Below are 17398 nucleotides of genomic sequence, written 5' to 3' on the forward strand. Positions count from 1 at the left end.
GGGAAGATGGCGAACGGGGAAATCAGCGGGCCAGCGCGCGTGCGCGCTTGCGTTCCATGCGCGCGGCCAGCAGCGACAGCGGCCAGCAGATGACGAAGTAGATGGCGGCCACCACCGAGAACACGATGAGCGGCTGGAAGGTGGCGTTGTTGACGATCTGGCCGGCGCGCGTGACCTCGACGAAGCCGATGATGGCCGCAAGCGACGTGCCCTTGATGATCTGCACCAGGTAGCCCACGGTGGGCGCGAGCGCGATCCTGAAGGCCTGCGGCAGCACCACGTCGCGCATGCGCGCGCTGTAGCTCAGGCTCAGCGCCTGCGCCGCCTCCCACTGGCCGCGCGGAATGGCCTCGATGCAGCCGCGCCAGATCTCGCCGAGGAAGGCCGCGCTGTTGAGCACCAGCGCCACGCCCGCGGCGACCCAGGGGTTGATGTCCAGCCCCAGCACCGGCGCGCCGAAGAACACCAGGAACAGCTGCAGCAAGAGCGGCGTGCCCTGGAAGATCTGGATGAAGGTGGTCGAGACGCCGCGTGCCCACGCCGATTCGGACGTGCGCATGAGCGCGATCGCGAGCCCCAGGATCGCGCCGCCCACGAAGGCGATGGCCGACAGCGCGAGCGTCCATTGGGCCGCTTCGAGGATGAACAGGAATTCGGGAAAGCCGAAGGTGCGCATGGTGTGGTGGTCTCCGTCGGTCGACGCTTACCGGCGGTCCGGGTAGTTGAGCGTGCGCTTGTAGATCAGCTTGAACATCGCCGAGAAGGCGAGCGCCAGCGCGAGGTAGATGGCCGCGACCACGATGTAGATCTCGAAGCTGCGGAAGGTCTGCGACTGCAGGTTGGCGGCCACCGAGGTCAGGTCGTCGGCCGAGATCACCGAGACCACCGCCGAGCTCAGCATCAGCAGGATGAACTGGCTGGTGAGCGCCGGGTAGATGGCCTTGAGCGCGGGCTTGATGATGATGAAGCGGAAGATCTCCCAGGACTTGAGGTTGAGCGCGCGGCCCGCCTCGATCTGGCCCTTGGGAATGGATTCGATGCCGGCGCGGATGATCTCGGTGGCGTAGGCGCCGAGGTTCACCACCATCGCCACCAGCGCGGCCGTCTGCGGCGACCAGCGCAGGCCGATGGCCGGCAGCGCGAAAAAGAAGAAGAACAGCTGCACCAGGAACGGCGTGTTGCGGATCACCTCGATGTAGGCGTTGATCACGAAGCGCAGCCAGCCCGGCCCCGAGGTCTTGCCCCAGGCGCAGAAGATGGCCACCACCAGCCCGAGCACGGTGGCGACCAGCGACAGCTGGACGGTGATCCACGTGCCCTTGAGCAGCAGCGGCCAGGCGGCGAAGACGGCGTCGAATTGAAACTGGTAGTTCATGGTCCGGCTGCGGCGCGGGTGCACGCGCACAGTGGAAAAGCAATGCTTGCAGCTTATATGAAACCGGTTTCACGATGACCAAGGGATTACCCTAGTCGGTCTTTGCGGGGGGCCGCTGCCTACACTTCCGCGATGCTCACACCCCTGGCCGACCCCACGACCGCGCAGCTGGACGACATGGCCGAAGACCCCGGCGCCAGGCTCGCCGAGACCTCCGCCCATGCCCCCGCCGTGAAGCACCTGCGCCAGGCCCTGCTGTGGCCCGTGCGGCTGATGCCGGCGCGCGATGCGAAGTCCGCGCAGCAGGCGCCGTGGCACCTGCTGCGCGAGATGGGCGAGGCCTCGCCGTGGCGCGAGGAGATCGACGAATACACCGGCGACAGCAGCCGCTTCCACCAGCGCCACTACAACGAGTTCGTGAGCTTCCTGCCCTATGTGCAGCGCTTCCTCTACGGCGAGGGCCGCTCGCGCGCGCAGGCCGGCGGACCCGACTCCAGCAGCGACGGCGATTCGCCGATGCGCATCTTCCGCCGCCACGACATCGCCGCGGTGCGCGTGGTCACGCGCGCCGGCGAGGCACCGATCACGCTCGAGGTGGTGCACTGCGACCTCTACTTCTTCTTCGACGTCGACGTGGTGCTGCTGAACCTCGAGGTCGGCGTGAACGACCTGAGCCTGGCGCAGGCGCAGGAGCTGCTCTACCGCTTCGGCCGCGCCTATCCCGCGGGCTGGGATGCCGAGGGCGGCGCGCTGCACTGCATGGCCAGCGTCGAATGGCTGGCGGCCGACGGCCGCGTGCTCTCCAGCTCCGACGCGCAGCACAGCGAGGCCTTCATCTCGCACGTGGCGCAGCACCGCGCGCCGCGCATCGCTGCCCACTGGGCCTACCTGATGCAGCCGCTGGTGAGCGACCATTCGGAGGACCAGGGCGCGCTGCGCTACCGGCAGATCGAGTACTACCGCATGCCGGTGATGGCCTACCTGTCGCTCGACGATCCGAAGCGGCTCACGCGCAACGACTTCGTCCGCCTCGGCCTGGTCACGGGCGCGGGCGAGGCCGAGGCGGCGCTCGCGGGACGCCAGGCTCACCTCCCCTATGCCGACCACCATCTGGCCGACTTCGAGAGCCGCTACTGCTACGACCGCTTCTGGGTCGATGCCGGCGCGGCCCCCAACACGCGCTACCTGTGCAACGGCCATGCGCTGATCGTGGTGGGCGATGCGCGCTCCGAGTTCTTCTGCTGCCGCGACCGCGGCGTGCTCGCGCAGTTCCGCCACCAGCACTTCCTGCTGTTCCTGATCGCGCACTTCCAGAAGGCCTCGCTGCTGATGTTCTCGGACCAGCTGGTGGAGGCGCTCAAGCGCCTGGACATCCGCAGCACGCCGAGCGTGAAGCGCTTCAAGCGCGCGATCCGCGCCAGCTTCGAACGCTTCCTGCGCTTCACGCACCGCTACTGGTTCCACGAGATCTCCGAGCAGGCGCAGGTGCGCGCGCTGTCGCACCTGTGCGCCACCCACCTCGGGCTCGATCCGCTCTACGACGAGGTCAAGGAGCGCATCGCCGACATGAACACCTACCTCGACGCCGACAGCCTGCGGCGCCAGGCCAACACCGTGGTGCGGCTCACCGTCGTGACGCTGTTCGGGCTGATCGGCACCATCACCACCGGCTTCCTCGGCATGAACCTGCTGGCCGAGGCCGAGGCGCCGCTGTGGCGCAAGGCGATCTGGTTCGGCGTGGTGCTGGTGTTCACGACCTGGCTCACGGTCTACACCATGGTCAAGTCGCAGCGGCTGTCGGACTTCATCGACGTGCTGTCGAACGACCGCATGAGCTTCCGGGAGAAGCTCGGGGCGCTGGTGCGGGTGTGGCGGCCGGGGGCGGATTGAAAGCGGGATCGGACAGCCGAACTTCCGGACGCAGAGGACGCGAAGAATTCGCGAAGAACGCGAAAGGAAACCAGAAGACCTTTTTGAATTCTTTCGCGCCCTTCGCGTCCTCTGCGTCCGGCTGTCCGCTTTCCTTTCAGCCGTCGAAGGACACATCGGCGCTGTCGACCGCGCGGATCGGCACGCCGAAGCTCGTGATGTCCGCGAGCGTGGCGTTGTGGTGCGCGCGGATCCGCGCGCCCGTGGCATGCGGCTTGTCGTGCGAGGTGTGGGCGTCGGCCGCGAGCGTCACCTCGTAGCCCAGCCCGGCCGCGCGGCGCACCGTGGTGTCGACGCAGAACTCCGACGAATAGCCGCAGACCACCACGCGCTTCACGCCGCGCTCCGAGAGCCAGGCATCGAGCGGCGTGCGCAGGAAGGAATCGGGCGTGGTCTTGCGCAGCCGTGCGTCGCGCGTGTCGGTGTCGAGCGCGCCGGCGAGTTGCCAGCGCTCGGAGTCGAACGCGAGGTCGATCTCGTTCTCGTGCTGGATGAAGGCCACCGGCACGCCGGCCGCGCGGGCGCGGGCGGTGAGCGCGTTGATGCGCTCGATCACCGCGGCGGCTTCGTGCGGACGCGGGGCGTCGTCGACGAGGCCGCGCTGCATGTCGATGACGAGGACGGCGAGAGTCATGGGGAACCCTTTCTGGTGCGCGGACGGTGAGGCCGAAGGATCGCACAGGACGCCGCCAATGCCCCTGCCCGGCGAATGTTTCTGGCGTTGAAACCATTGCCCGCGCACCCGCCGCTAAGCTCGCGCCGCCCGCAGAACCACACAACACCGCCATGACCGACGCCATCGCTCCTTCTCTCCCGCAGCGCCTGCGCCGACGCGCCGCCGCCGCCTTCGCGGCCGCCTGCGCGCTGCTGGCCGGCTGCAGCAGCAACAGCGGCTGCGAGGCCCGCTACGACGCCTCGCCGCAGTTCAAGGGCTGCACCTTCCAGAACATGGACAACCCCGACGTGCTGCCCAACCAGAGCGGCTGGAAGATCTGGACCCGCTTCTTCTTCGAGACCAAGACCGACTCGGTGCCCACCGACGCGATCCCCGTGAAGCCGCTGACGCCGGCCGCGCTCGAAGCGCTCGACGCCCAGGCCAACCACGTGGTGCGCCTGGGCCATTCCTCGCACCTGCTGAAGCTGCGCGGCAAGTACTGGCTGATCGACCCGGTGTTCGGCGAGCGCGTGTCGCCGTTCTCGTTCGCGGGGCCCAAGCGCTTTCATCAGCCGCCGATCGCGCTGCAGGACCTGCCGCCGATCGAGGGCCTCATCCTCTCGCACGACCACTACGACCACCTCGACGTCTACACCATCGAGTACCTCGCGAAACGGGTGCAACGCTACTTCGTGCCGCTGGGCGTGAAGGCGCGGCTGGTGGCGATGGGCGTGCCGCCCGAGCGCATCAGCGAGTTCGACTGGTGGCAGGCCGGCGAGCACGACGGCGTGAAGCTCACGGCCACGCCGGCGCAGCACTTCTCGGGCCGTTCGCTGACCGACCGCGGCCGCACGCTGTGGGCCTCGTGGGTGGTGCAAAGCGGCGAGCAGCGCATCTTCTACAGCGGCGACTCGGGCTACTTCCCGGGCTTCAGGCAGATCGGCGAGCGCTTCGGCGGCTTCGACCTCGCGCTGATGGAGAACGGCGCCTACGACGCCTACTGGCCCGCGGTCCACATGACGCCCGAGCAGAGCGTGCAGGCCTTCGAGGACCTGCGCGGCAAGGTGCTGTACTCGGTGCACAACAGCACCTTCGACCTCGCCTTCCATACCTGGCACGACCCGCTGGACCGCATCGCGAAGCTCACGCGGGAGCGCAAGATCGAGCTGGCCACGCCGGTGATCGGCGAGGTGCTGACGGTGGGCCAGGCGCGCACCAACGTGCGCTGGTGGGAAGGCCTGAAGTAGCGACTTCCTAGCCGCGCTCGCGCCGCTCGCGCGCGCGGCGCTGCTGACGCGTCTCGAGCGCCTGCGCCGCCACGCGGTCCTTCGCGCGCTTCTTCTCGGCGCGCTTGCCGCGGAAGTGCCGGCCCACGAGAAAGCTCCCGATGCCGGTCACGACCGCGATGACGAAGCCGATGGTGCTGATGTCGAGGCCGCCCATCAGAGCACCCGCACGATGCTGGCCGGCTTGAAGCCCAGGTCGGCCGCCTTGCCCTTGCGCGCGCGGGTGCCGCGCGCGTTGTTCAGGGTGCGGATCTCGAGCGTCTCGTCGCGCTCCTTGCCGCCGCGGCCGATGCCTTCGATCCTCACGCTGCGCGTGTAGGCCGCGGCACCCGCGAGGGTGTCCTTGGGTTCGAGGTCGATCAGCGTGAGGCCGCGGCCGCCTTTGGGCAGGCTCTTGAGCTCGGCGATCTCGAAGGTCAGGATGCGCCCGCCCGTGGAGGCGCAGGCCACGTGCGTGGCCGCGGGCATGGGCTCGGCGCCGCCGGCACCGCCCACCAGCGAGGGCCGGCACAGCTGCTCGCCCTCGCCCACGTCGATGAAGGCCTTGCCGCCGCGCTGGCGCGACATCATGTTCTCGACCGTGGCGATGAAGCCGTAGCCGCCCGAATTGGCCAGCAGCAGGCTGGCCGCGACCGGGCCCGCGAAGTAGTGCGTGACATGCGTGCCCGCATCGAGGTCGATCAGCGTGGTGACCGGCTGGCCGTCGCCGCGCGCGCCCGGCAGCGAGGCCACGGGCACGGTGTAGACGCGCACGCTCTTGTCCTTGGCGCTGCCGAACACCAGCAGCGTGTCGACGCTGCGGCATTCGAAGGCGCCGTAGAGCGAGTCGCCCGACTTGAAGCTGTACTCGGGCGCGGCACCGCCGTTAGCCGTGGGCCAGCCCTTCTGCGCGCGCACCCAGCCCTTCTGCGAGACGATCACCGTGACCGGTTCGTCGACCACCTTGACCTCGGCCACGGCGCGCTTCTCGGCCTGGATCAGCGTGCGGCGCGGGTCCTCGAAGGTCTTGGCGTCGGCCTCGATCTCCTTGACCAGCAGGCGGCGCAGCGCGGCCGGGCTGCCGAGGATCTCCTCGAGCTTCTTCTGCTCCTCGCGCAGTTCCTTGAGCTGCTGCTCGATCTTGATGGCTTCGAGCCGCGCGAGCTGGCGCAGCCGGATCTCGAGGATGTCCTCGGCCTGCACCTCGCTGAGGTTGAAGCGCGCGATCAGCGCGGCCTTCGGATCCTCGGCCGCGCGGATGATGGCGATCACCTCGTCGATGTTCAGCAGCACCAGCTGCCGGCCCTCGAGGATGTGGATGCGGTCCTGTACCTTGCCCAGGCGGTGCTTCGAGCGCTTCTCGACCGTGGCGGCGCGGAACTCGATCCATTCCTCGAGCATCTGGCGCAGCGACTTCTGCGTCGGCTTGCCGTCGATGCCCACCATCGTGAGGTTGATCGACGACGAGGTTTCGAGCGAGGTCTGCGCCAGCAGCGTGGTGATGAACTCCTCCTGGCTGATGCGCGAGGTCTTGGGCTCGAACACCAGGCGCACGGCGGCGTCCTTGCTCGACTCGTCTCGCACCACGTCGAGCACCGAGAGCATCGCGGCCTTGACCTGGGTCTGCTCGGTGCTCAACGCCTTCTTGCCGGCCTTGACCTTGGGGTTGGTGATCTCCTCGATCTCCTCGAGCACCTTCTGCGTGCTCACGCCCGGCGGCAGCTCGTTGACCACCAGCTGCCACTGGCCGCGCGCGAGATCCTCGATCTTCCAGCGCGCGCGCACCTTGAGCGAGCCGCGGCCGCTGCGGTAGGCATCGGCGATGTCGCCCGCGCTGCTGATGATCTGCGCACCGCCCGGATAGTCGGGGCCGGGCACGATGGCGAACAGCTCTTCCTCGCTGAGCTTGCCGTTCGACTTGATCAGCGCCATGCAGGCATCGGCGATCTCGCGCAGGTTGTGGCTCGGGATCTCGGTGGCCAGGCCGACCGCGATGCCGCTCGCGCCGTTGAGCAGCGTGAACGGCAGCCGCGCGGGCAGGAGGCGCGGCTCCTCGGTGCTGCCGTCGTAGTTGGGGATGAAGTCGACCGTGCCCTCGTCGATCTCGTCGAGCAAGAGGCTGGTGATGCGCGCGAGGCGTGCCTCGGTGTAGCGCATGGCCGCGGCGCCGTCGCCGTCGCGGCTGCCGAAGTTGCCCTGGCCGTCGACCAGCGGATAGCGCTGCGAGAAGTCCTGCGCCATGCGCACCAGCGCGTCGTAGGCGGCCTGGTCGCTGTGCGGATGGAAGCGGCCGAGCACGTCGCCGACCACGCGCGCGCTCTTGACGGGCTTGGCGCCCACGGTGCCATTGGTGCCGCCGAAGCCCAGGCCCATGCGCGACATCGAATAGAGGATGCGCCGCTGCACCGGCTTCTGGCCGTCCGACACGTCGGGCAGCGCGCGGCCCTTGACCACGCTCAGCGCGTATTCGAGGTAGGCGGTCTGGGCATAGTCGGCGAGCGTGAGCGAGGTGCCGTCGCCGCCGTCGTTGTTGTCGTCGCCGGGAGGCAGGAGATCGAGCGGGGGTTGGGAGTCCATGGAAGAGCGGGTGAGAAAACGAAAAAAGGGGTGGCTTGCAGGGGCGCTCAGCCCAGCGTGAAGGCCTCGTGCACCGCCGACTGCACCGAGCCGCCGAGCACGGCGCCGCCGCCGGCCACGTAGATCCAGTCGCCGATGACGGCGGCACCGACGGCGTGGCGCGGTGTGGTCATGGGCGCATGGCGCTGCCAGCTGTCGGCCACCGGATCGTAGCTTTCCATCTGGCCGAAGACCTTGGCCTGGCGCGGCACGCCGCCGACGAGGAAACCGCCCTCGCCGCCCATGGCGAAGAAGCGGTCGCGATAGACCACCAGGCCATGGCCCGAGCGCGCGGTGGGCAGCGGCGCACGCGGCTCCCAGGTGTCGCGCGCGGGAAGGTAGACGTGGTGCAGGTCGGTGTTGTACTCGAAGGTGTTGAAGCGCCCGCCGACCACGTGGATCAGGCCGCCGTGCGCCACGCAGCCCACGTGATCGCGCGCGCCGGGCAGCGGCTTGCGCGCGCTCCAGCGGTCGGCCTTCGGGTCGTAGACCTCGTGCCAGCCCACGCTGGCGCGCTCGGCCGCGGGCTCGGAGGCGCCGCCGATCAGGTGCAGCTGCCCGTCGAGCACCACCGCGGCGGCCGCGCCGCGCGGACGCGGCAGCGGCGCGATGGGGGTCCAGCGGTTGGCCGCGATCTCGTAGACGTAGGCGTTCGTGTCGGAGCGCCGGTTCTGCTCGACGAAGCCGCCGAGCGCGTAGACCCGGCCGCCGTCGGCCGCCACGGCGACGTGGTTGGCGCCGCGCGGCAGCGGCGCGCCGTCGAGCCAGCGGTCGGCCTGCGGGTCGTAGATGTGGTGGTAGTCGCGGTTGACCGCGCCCTCGCCGTAGCCGCCGACCACGTGCATGCGGCCCTGCGCGGCCGTGGCCCAGGCCATCTCGCTGCGCGGGAGCGGCAACGCCGCGCGTGCCGCCCAGCGCCCCTGCGGGCCGCGCGGCGCGGGGCTGTCGGTGACGCGCTGCGACTCCTGCTCGGGCGTCATGTGGTGCGGCACGCCGCCCTGCAGCCGCGCGTAGGGCTCGGCCGAGGACGGCACGGGCTGCGGCGCCGCGTGCGAGGCGGGATGCTGGGCGCGCGCGGCACCGCTCAGCGCGGCGGCGCCGGCCAGGACGAAATCTCGACGTTGCATCGCGGTCTCCTCGTTCTTGGGGTGGTCGGGGCGGGCGAAGGCGCTCGCTCGCGGGACGCCGTGCTCACGACAGCGGCGAAGCGGGGAGATCGCCGGTGCCGGCATCGGCGGCGGGCGGCGCGGCCGACTCGGGCACGGCCGGCATCGACGGCAGGCCGCGCGGCGCATCCGGGGGCATGTTGCCGCGGCCGATCGCGCCGCCGGCGGGCACCGTCATCTCCATGCGGATGCGCCCCGGCGTCTTGCCGCCGCGCAGGCCGCCGCCCCGGGCCACCGAAGGCTTGAGGTAGGCATAGAGCTGCAGCACCGTCTGCACGTAGTTCTGCGTTTCCTTGTAGTTCGGGATCTTGTTGCCCGCGCGCTGCACCGCGCCCTCGCCCGCGTTGTAGGCCGCCAGCGCCAGCTCGATCTGGCCCGGGAACATCGCGATCAGGTCGCGCAGGTAGTGCGAGCCGGCGGCGATGTTGATGCGCGGGTCGAACAGCTTCTTCTCGAGGCTCGCGCGCTTGTCGCCCGCCACGCCGTAGCGCTGCGCGGTGCCGGGCATCAGCTGCATCAGCCCGCGCGCGCCCTTGGGCGAGACGGCCTGGGCGTCGAAGCCCGACTCGGTGGCGATCAGCGCCTGCAGCAGCTCGTAGTCGATCGCGTGCTTGTTCGCGGCATCGCGCAGCGCGCTCTTGGCGATCTTGTAGCTGGGCGAGGCCTCGAACATGGCCAGCAGCGTCTGCGAGGCCGGCGACACCTTGCCGTCGAGCTTGCGGTCGCCGCGGCCCAGGCGACCGAGCGGCGAGATGCCCTGCGTGGTGTCGAAGCTCTGGCCGTCGCGGAAGAACACCTGGTAGCGCTCGTCGACCTTCTCGGCCGCGAAGTGCGCCACGCCGTTGGCGTCGATGTAGCCGTAGACGTCAGCGGCGCGCGCCGGCCCCTGCAGCGCGAGCAGCAGGAAGGCCAGGAGCAGCGAAGGCTTGAGGAGGGACATGCGGGGTGGAATCAAACATCGATGTCGACGTCGTCGGCGCGCAGTTCCATCAGTTCGCGCCGCGCCGCCGCTTCGCCCTTGCCCATGAGCTTGGTGATCTCGCCCTGGGTGGCGCTGAAGTCGAAGCGGCCCAATTGGACCTGCATCAGGCGCCGGGTGTCCGGATTGAGCGTGGTTTCCCACAATTGTTCCGCGCTCATTTCGCCCAGGCCCTTGAAGCGGCTGATGCTCCAGGCGCCTTCGCGCACGCCGTCCTTGCGCAGTTTGTCGAGCGTGGCGGTCAGTTCGCCCTCGTCGAGCGCATAGACCTTGGAGGCCGGCTTCTTGCCGCGCGCGGGCGCGTCGACCCGGAACAATGGCGGCTTCGCGACATACACGTGGCCGGTTTCGATCAATTTGGGGAAGTGGCGGAAGAACAGCGTGAGCAGCAGCACCTGGATGTGCGAGCCGTCCACGTCGGCATCGGAAAGGATGCAGATCTTGCCGTAGCGCAGGCCGCTGAGGTCGGGCGTGTCGTCGGGGCCATGCGGATCGACGCCCACGGCCACCGAGATGTCGTGGATTTCGGTGTTGGCGAACAGCCGGTCGCGCTCCACCTCCCAGGTGTTGAGCACCTTGCCGCGCAGCGGCAGGATGGCCTGGCTTTCCTTGTCGCGGCCCATCTTGGCGCTGCCGCCGGCCGAGTCGCCCTCGACCAGGAAGACTTCGTTGTGGCCGATGTCCTTGCTCTCGCAGTCGGTCAGCTTGCCGGGCAGCACGGCCACGCCCGAGCCCTTGCGCTTCTCGACCTTCTGGCCCGCGCGCTGGCGCGTCTGGGCTGCCTTGATCGCCAGTTCGGCGAGCTTGCGGCCGTAGTCGACGTGCTGGTTGAGCCACAGCTCGAGCGCCGGGCGCACGAAGCTCGACACCAGCCGCACCGCGTCGCGCGAATTCAGGCGCTCCTTGATCTGGCCCTGGAACTGCGGATCGAGCACCTTGGCGCTGAGCACGTAGGAGGCGCGCGCGAACACGTCCTCGGGCAAGAGCTTCACACCCTTGGGCAGCAGCGAGTGCAGCTCGATGAAGCCCTTGACCGCCGTGAACAGGCCGTCGCGCAGGCCGCTCTCGTGCGTGCCGCCGGCGCTGGTGGGAATCAGGTTGACGTAGCTCTCGCGCACAGGCTGGCCGTCCTCGGTGAAGGCCACGGCCCAGTCGGCACCCTCGCCCTCGGCGAAGTTGTCGGCGTTCTTGTCGGCATGGCCGCTGCCCTCGAACAGCGGGATCACCGGATCGCCGTTGAGCGTCTGCATCAGGTAGTCGCTCAGGCCGCCCTTGTAGAGCCACTGCTGCGTTTCCTTGGTCTTCTCGTTGACCAGCGTGACGCCCACGCCGGGCATCAGCACCGCCTTGCTGCGCAGCAGGTGGGTGAGCTCGGCCATGGGCAGCGCGGAGGACTCGAAATACCTGGCGTCGGGCCAGGCGCGCACCGTGGTGCCCTGCTTGCGCTCGCCGGCCTCGAGCCTGCGCACCTCGAGCGGCTCGATCACGTCGCCGCCGCTGAAAGTCAATTTGGCCACCGAGCCTTCGCGGTGCGTCGCCACCTCGAGCCGCTTCGACAGCGCATTGGTCACCGACACGCCCACGCCATGCAGGCCGCCCGAGAAGCTGTAGGCGCCGCCCGAGCCCTTGTCGAACTTGCCGCCCGCGTGCAGCCGGGTGTAGACCAGCTCGATCACGGGCGCCTTCTCTTCGGGATGCAGGCCGAACGGGATGCCGCGGCCGTCGTCCTCGATGCTGACCGAGCCGTCGGCGTGCAGCGTGACCTTGATCTTCTTGCCGTGGCCCGCGAGCGCTTCGTCGGCCGCGTTGTCGAGCACTTCCTGGATGATGTGCAGCGGGTTGTCGGTGCGGGTGTACATGCCCGGGCGCTGCTTGACGGGCTCGAGGCCCTTGAGCACGCGGATCGAGCCTTCGGAGTAGCCGGAGGCGTCGGAGGAACTGGTTGGAGTCTTGGGGGGAGTCGCCATGGGGGCGGATTGTAGTCAGTCGCCGCCAAACAACTGGATGCCCGTACAGGGCAACCCTCGCGCGTGACGGCAGGCTCGGGGAGCGCCGGCGCGCGAGGCGGGTCCGGCACGGGGCGCGATGCCCGCCGGACCCGGGGGATGGGAAGCTACTTGGCCGCTGCGACGGTGCCGGTGTAGCTCAGCGATTGCAGCTCGGCCTTGGCCTTGTCGGGCGACTCGAGCTCGACGACGATGCGGCCCACCATCAGGCCCATGCTCGGCGAGGTACGCAGGTACTTGATCTCGTTGGGCGCGAGCGTGAAGCTGGCGGTCTTCTCGGTCTCGGTCGCGGCCGCCGCGACGTAGTTGCCGGCCGGCCGGTCGACGTAGAAGAAGCCGCCCGGCTTGGAGGTGCCGACCACCGTGTCGTTGAGACGGATGTCGGGCTGGATCGCGGCGCCGAACATCGACGACGAACGGAAGAAATAGATGCGGCCCTCGCCGGCCTTGACGCTGGGCATCGAGGCGGCCATGTCCTGGTACTTGACGCCGCTGGCGCAGCCCGCGGCAAGCACGACGACGGCCGCGAGCGCGGCGAATTTCAGAACGGTTCTTCTCACGGTTGAGTTCCTTTTGGAAGTTGTACTGGGGGATCGAGCAGGGAGAAGCGCGCCTCGGCAGGCAGGTAGAAGCCTTGCAGCACGCCATTGCGAACGACCAGCCAGGCCTCGTGGACCTGCTGGCCTTCGATGCTGAACACGAGATCGACGGGGCGATACACCTGGCCTTCGCTCAGGCGCCCGGCCGGCACCCAGCGGCTGCTGGCGGGGATCTGGCGCCCGTAGCCGGTCGGCAGACGGATCTCCAGCGGCGCGGTGAAGCGCAGGTCGGCCGGCCGGCTCGACGGATCCACCGCCGAGAGTTGCGTCGGCACGCTGCGCACCGCGGGCGCGCAGGCGGGAAGCAGGCTCGCCGCCACGGCGGTCGCGGCAAGGGCCAGCAGCGCGCGCAGGGCACGCCGGTTCGTTCTTTCCATGGGAATCCCTCCCCCTCGTCTTTTTGTGTCGGCTGCAAATGTAAACAATTGCGACTTCGGGTAACTACGGAGAAGCGTGAAGTATTTGGCGCTTTGATGCCGTTCGGGCATTGAAACGCCGCCGATAAATCATCAATGGCTGTCGCCGCCGGCGCGCATGCCAAAGCCGGCTCTTGGCTACAGTCGCCGCATGCAATCGCCTTCCACTCCCACCCTCTCGATCAGGCAGGTGCTGTTCTGCGGCGCCATGATCGTCACGCTCTCGATGGGCATCCGCCATGGCTTCGGGCTCTGGCTGCAGCCGATCACGCAGGCGCAGGACTGGAGCCGGCAGACCTTCTCGTTCGCGCTGGCGATACAGAACCTCTCGTGGGGCATCTTCGGGGTGTTCGCGGGCATGCTGGCCGACCGCTTCGGCGCGTTCCGGGTGCTGATCGGCGGCGCGGTGTTCTACGCACTGGGCCTGCTGGGCATGGCGCATTCGCCGACGCCGCTGCTGTTCACCTTGAGCGCCGGCCTGCTGATCGGCGCGGCCCAGGCCGGCACCACCTACGCGGTGATCTACGGCGTGATCGGGCGGCAGATCCCGGCCGAGCGGCGCTCGTGGGCAATGGGGGTGGCGGCCGCAGCCGGCTCCTTCGGCCAGTTCCTGATGGCGCCGGTCGAGGGCCGGCTGATCGGCCAGTTCGGCTGGCAGACCGCGCTGGCCGTGGTCGCCGTGCTGGTGCTGGTGATCGTGCCGCTGGCCTTCGGCCTGCGCGAGCCCCGGAGCGAGGCCGCGACCGCGCACCGCGAGCAGTCGGTGCTGCAGGCCGTGGGCGAGGCCTTCCGCTACCCGAGCTTCGGCCTGCTGATGGCCGGCTATTTCGTCTGCGGCTTCCAGCTCGCCTTCATCGGCATCCACATGCCGACCTACCTGCGCGACAAGAGCCTGCCGGCCGACGTGGCCGGCTACGCGCTGGCGCTGATCGGCCTGTTCAACGTGTTCGGCACCTACACCGTGGGACTGCTGGGCCAGAAGCTGGCCAAGCGCAAGATCCTGGCCGCGATCTACTTCGCGCGGGCGGTGTCCATCGCGCTGTTCCTCGTGGTGCCGACCTCGCCGCTGAGCGTCTACCTGTTCTCGGCCGCGATGGGCTTCCTCTGGCTCTCGACCGTGCCGGCCACCAACGCGATCGTGGCGGGCATCTTCGGCGTGGCCCATCTCTCGATGCTCAGCGGCTTCGTGTTCCTGAGCCACCAGGTCGGCTCCTTCCTCGGCGTCTGGCTCGGCGGCTACCTCTACGACACCACGGGCAGCTACGACGTGGTCTGGTATCTGGCGATCGCGCTCGGCGTGTTCGCGGCGCTGGTCAACCTGCCGGTGCGCGAGAGCGCGATCGCGCGCCCGGTGGGCCGGCCCGCCGCGCATGCGGGCTGATACGCGGGCTGAGCCGGGATCACAATAGCGGCCATGACACCCCTCTCGCGCCAACGGCTCGCACGCACCGGCTGGTTCGCCGCCGCGGCGCTGGCGCTGGCGGGCGTGTTCAGCCTCTACACCCACCCCAAATTCGCGGTGATGCTGGTCGACCAGATCTGGTCGTGCTTCTGACCGATCGCGCGCCCGGCGGGCGCAAGGCGCCATGAAAGATGTAACCAATCCCCCTTCGCCGGTCCACGGCCTGTCGGCGCCCTCGGAATGGATCGTGCGCTGGAGCCACCTGCTCGCGCCGGGCGCCACCGTGCTCGACGTGGCCTGCGGCGCCGGCCGCCACATGCACTGGTTCGCGCAGCGGGGGCACCCGGCCACGGGCGTCGACCGCTCGGCCGAAGCCACGGCGGCCTCGGCCGCCTTCGGCACGGCCGTCACCGCCGACATCGAGGACGGCCCCTGGCCCTTCGCCGGCCAGGGCTTCGGCGCGGTGGTCGTCACCAACTACCTGTGGCGGGCGCGGCTGCCCGACATCGTCGCGGCCGTGGCGCCCGGCGGCGTGCTGCTCTACGAGACCTTCGCGGCGGGCAACGAGAGCGTGGGCAAGCCCTCGCGGCCCGACTTCCTGCTGCGCCCGGGCGAACTGCTGGCTGCCTGCGACGGGCTGCGCGTGGTGGCCTACGAGGACGGCTTCTTGAGCGAGCCGGCGCGCTTTGTGCAGCGCATCGCGGCGGTGCGGGTGCCCGCCGCCGCGGCGGACCTGCCGCCGCGCCATCCGCTGAAGGCCGCCTGACCACCCCCTCGGGACCCGGGGCCGCCCGGGTGGCGGGCAGGGGGTGCGCTATTAGAATGCGTGCTTTCGTCCACGACAAAGAGATTCCCCCTTGGAGCAACTCACAGGCAGCATCGTCGCGCTGGCCACGCCGATGCACGACGACGGCAGCGTTGACTATCCCGCGCTGCGCCGGCTGATCGACTGGCACATCGACGAAGGCACCGACTGCCTCGGCGTCGTCGGCACCACCGGCGAATCGCCGACGGTCGACGTGGAAGAGCACTGCGAAATCATCCGCGTGTCGGTCGAGCAGGCCCGGGGCCGCGTGCCCGTCATGGCCGGCTGCGGCGCCAACTCGACCAAGGAGGCGATCGAGCTCGCCAAGTTCGCCAAGGGCGTGGGCGCCAATTCCCAGCTCCAGGTCGTCCCCTACTACAACAAGCCCACGCAAGAGGGCCAGTACCAGCACTTCAAGGCCATCGCCGAAGCCGTGGGCGACCTGCCCACCGTGCTGTACAACGTGCCCGGCCGCACCGTCGCCGATATGGCGCACGACACCGTGCTGCGCCTGGCCCAGGTGCCCGGCATCATCGGCATCAAGGAAGCCACCGGCAACATCGAACGCGCCCAGTGGCTGATCCGCGACCTGCCCGAGCGCTTCGCCGTCTATTCGGGCGACGACCCGACCGCCGTGGCGCTCATGCTGTGCGGCGGCAAGGGCAACATCAGCGTCACGGCCAACGTGGCGCCGCGCAAGATGCACGAGCTGTGCGTGGCCGCGCTCGCGGGCGACGTGAAGCGCGCGATGCAGATCCAGTTCGAGCTGATGCCGCTGCACCGCAACCTGTTCGTCGAACCCAATCCGATTCCGCTCAAGTGGGCCATGTCCCGCCTCGGCCTCTGCGGCGGTGCGCTGCGGCTGCCGCTGACCGAGCTTTCCGAGGCCAGCCGTCCGGCGGTCGAGGCCGCGCTGCGCGCGACCGGGCTGCTCAAGGACTGATGCGCGCCTGCGCGCCCTCGCCCCTCCACATTCCCTCCACGATCTTCTTTTACCCTGCCGCGTTCGAGGTTAAGCAACCTTTTGCCTGAACCGAGCTCAGAACGGGCGGGCACAGCGGCCCATCGATTGACCGAACCATTCCAACAAGGAAGACGACGTTGAAGTACCTCTCGCGATTCGCACTCCTGGCCCTCGTCGCCAGTCTCGCCGCCTGCTCCGTTCTCGAGAGCGACAAGATCGACTACAAGAGCGCCGGCAAGGCCCCGACGCTCGAAGTGCCGCCCGACCTGTCGCAGCTCTCGCGCGACAACCGCTACGCGATCCCCGGCGGCGCCGTGACCGCCAATGCCTACCAGACCGGCGTCGCCAACGCGCCGGGCGTGCCCACCGCCGTCTCCAACCTCGGTGACGTGCGCCTGGAGCGCACCGGCTCGCAACGCTGGCTGGTCGTCAATCGTTCGCCCGACCAGCTCTGGGATCCGGTCAAGGACTTCTGGCAGGAAAGCGGCTTCCTGCTGACCACCGAGCAGCGCAACCTCGGCATCATGGAAACCGACTGGGCCGAGAACCGCGCCAAGCTGCCGCAGGACATCATCCGCGGCACGCTGGGCAAGCTGGTCGACTCGATCTACTCCACCGGCGAACTCGACCGCTTCCGCACCCGCATGGAGCGCACGCCCACCGGCACCGAGATCTACATCAGCCATCGCGGCATGCAGGAGGTCTACACCAACACGCGCCAGGACCAGACCGTCTGGCAGCCGCGTCCGTCCGACCCCGAACTCGAGGCCGAATTCCTGCGCCGCCTGATGGTCAAGCTCGGCGTCTCGCAGGAACAGGCCAAGCAGGTCGCGGCCACCGCCGCCGCGGCACCGGTGCAGACTGCCCGCGTGTCCAACGTCGGCGGCCAGCCGATCGTGCAGCTCAGCGACGGCTTCGACCGCGCATGGCGCCGCGTCGGCCTCGCGCTCGACCGCACCGGCTTCACCGTCGAAGACCGCGACCGCAGCGCCGGCGTCTACTTCGTGCGCTACGTGCCGCCAAACCCCGACAAGAAGGAGCCCGGCTTCTTCGGCAAGCTGTTCAGCTCGAGCAAGACCGAGGCACCGCTCAAGTTCCGCATCCTGGTCAAGAGCCAGGGCGAGAGCAGCACGGTGTCGGTGCAGAACGAGGCCGGCGCGCCCGAGACCTCGGCCAATGCCGAGCGCATCGTCAAGGTCATCGCCGACGACCTGAAGTAAG

The 17398-nt window shown here is 69.2% G+C and carries 17 protein-coding genes; 7 read left to right on the forward strand and 10 right to left on the reverse strand.

All coding sequences use genetic code 11. The features are described 5' to 3' along the window. Positions 1-22 precede the first annotated feature (22 nt). On the reverse strand, positions 23-676 hold the full coding sequence (locus tag KV106_RS34080; protein ID WP_209543327.1) for an amino acid ABC transporter permease: 654 nt from the start codon (positions 674-676) through the stop codon (positions 23-25). 27 nt (positions 677-703) lie between these two features. Continuing rightward, positions 704-1375, reverse strand: coding sequence for an amino acid ABC transporter permease (locus tag KV106_RS34085; protein ID WP_057595383.1), 672 nt, complete (start codon positions 1373-1375; stop codon positions 704-706). 273 nt (positions 1376-1648) lie between these two features. Here KV106_RS34085 and KV106_RS34090 point away from each other — a divergent pair, with 273 nt between their 5' ends. Continuing rightward, the gene (locus tag KV106_RS34090; protein WP_409976588.1) at positions 1649-3265 is read left to right on the forward strand and encodes a hypothetical protein; all 1617 of its coding nucleotides are present in this window, start codon (positions 1649-1651) and stop codon (positions 3263-3265) included. 136 nt (positions 3266-3401) lie between these two features. Here KV106_RS34090 and KV106_RS34095 read toward each other — a convergent pair whose 3' ends face one another. Further along, the gene (locus KV106_RS34095; protein WP_261216065.1) at positions 3402-3938 is read right to left on the reverse strand and encodes a cysteine hydrolase family protein; all 537 of its coding nucleotides are present in this window, start codon (positions 3936-3938) and stop codon (positions 3402-3404) included. 152 nt (positions 3939-4090) lie between these two features. Here KV106_RS34095 and KV106_RS34100 point away from each other — a divergent pair, with 152 nt between their 5' ends. Next, complete coding sequence (locus KV106_RS34100; RefSeq protein WP_261216067.1) at positions 4091-5206, forward strand: MBL fold metallo-hydrolase; 1116 nt, start codon at positions 4091-4093, stop codon at positions 5204-5206. 7 nt (positions 5207-5213) lie between these two features. Here KV106_RS34100 and KV106_RS34105 read toward each other — a convergent pair whose 3' ends face one another. The 7 genes from KV106_RS34105 to KV106_RS34135 form a co-directional block, all read right to left on the reverse strand. Beyond that, entirely contained in the window at positions 5214-5402 is a 189-nt protein-coding gene (locus KV106_RS34105; protein WP_057595386.1) for a hypothetical protein, read from the reverse strand. Next, positions 5402-7801: a DNA topoisomerase IV subunit A gene (gene parC / locus KV106_RS34110; protein WP_261216068.1), complete on the reverse strand. Its 2400-nt coding sequence runs from the start codon at positions 7799-7801 to the stop codon at positions 5402-5404. The genes KV106_RS34105 and parC overlap by 1 nt, the downstream gene beginning before the upstream one ends. 47 nt (positions 7802-7848) lie before the next feature. Beyond that, entirely contained in the window at positions 7849-8967 is a 1119-nt protein-coding gene (locus KV106_RS34115) for a Kelch repeat-containing protein (protein WP_057595388.1), read from the reverse strand. 64 nt (positions 8968-9031) lie between these two features. Further along, the gene (locus KV106_RS34120; RefSeq protein WP_057595389.1) at positions 9032-9946 is read right to left on the reverse strand and encodes a lytic transglycosylase domain-containing protein; all 915 of its coding nucleotides are present in this window, start codon (positions 9944-9946) and stop codon (positions 9032-9034) included. Positions 9947-9957: 11 nt separating this feature from the next. Then, the gene (locus KV106_RS34125; protein ID WP_057595390.1) at positions 9958-11952 is read right to left on the reverse strand and encodes a DNA topoisomerase IV subunit B; all 1995 of its coding nucleotides are present in this window, start codon (positions 11950-11952) and stop codon (positions 9958-9960) included. A gap of 146 nt (positions 11953-12098) precedes the next feature. Next, positions 12099-12551 (reverse strand): DUF2846 domain-containing protein, encoded by a 453-nt coding sequence (locus tag KV106_RS34130; RefSeq protein ID WP_057595391.1) that lies wholly within the window; start codon positions 12549-12551, stop codon positions 12099-12101. After that, complete coding sequence (locus tag KV106_RS34135; RefSeq protein WP_057595392.1) at positions 12548-12967, reverse strand: hypothetical protein; 420 nt, start codon at positions 12965-12967, stop codon at positions 12548-12550. Before KV106_RS34135 ends, KV106_RS34130 begins: the two co-directional genes overlap by 4 nt. Positions 12968-13157: 190 nt before the next feature. On the opposite strand from KV106_RS34135, the gene KV106_RS34140 reads away from it, so the two are divergent. The 5 genes from KV106_RS34140 (at position 13158) to bamC (ending at position 17397) form a co-directional block, all read left to right on the forward strand. Further along, on the forward strand, positions 13158-14387 hold the full coding sequence (locus KV106_RS34140) for an MFS transporter (RefSeq protein WP_057595393.1): 1230 nt from the start codon (positions 13158-13160) through the stop codon (positions 14385-14387). A gap of 33 nt (positions 14388-14420) precedes the next feature. After that, entirely contained in the window at positions 14421-14561 is a 141-nt protein-coding gene (locus KV106_RS34145) for a hypothetical protein (RefSeq protein WP_261216071.1), read from the forward strand. A gap of 31 nt (positions 14562-14592) precedes the next feature. Further along, on the forward strand, positions 14593-15174 hold the full coding sequence (locus KV106_RS34150; protein ID WP_261216072.1) for a class I SAM-dependent methyltransferase: 582 nt from the start codon (positions 14593-14595) through the stop codon (positions 15172-15174). 91 nt (positions 15175-15265) lie between these two features. Next, positions 15266-16156, forward strand: a complete 891-nt coding sequence (gene dapA / locus KV106_RS34155; protein ID WP_082322177.1) for a 4-hydroxy-tetrahydrodipicolinate synthase — start codon at positions 15266-15268, stop codon at positions 16154-16156. A 158-nt stretch (positions 16157-16314) separates the two neighbouring features. After that, positions 16315-17397: an outer membrane protein assembly factor BamC gene (gene bamC, locus KV106_RS34160; protein WP_057595395.1), complete on the forward strand. Its 1083-nt coding sequence runs from the start codon at positions 16315-16317 to the stop codon at positions 17395-17397. The last annotated feature ends 1 nt before the right edge of the window (position 17398 follow it).

It is taken from the genome of Variovorax endophyticus (assembly GCF_025376855.1).
Classification (GTDB): domain Bacteria; phylum Pseudomonadota; class Gammaproteobacteria; order Burkholderiales; family Burkholderiaceae_C; genus Variovorax.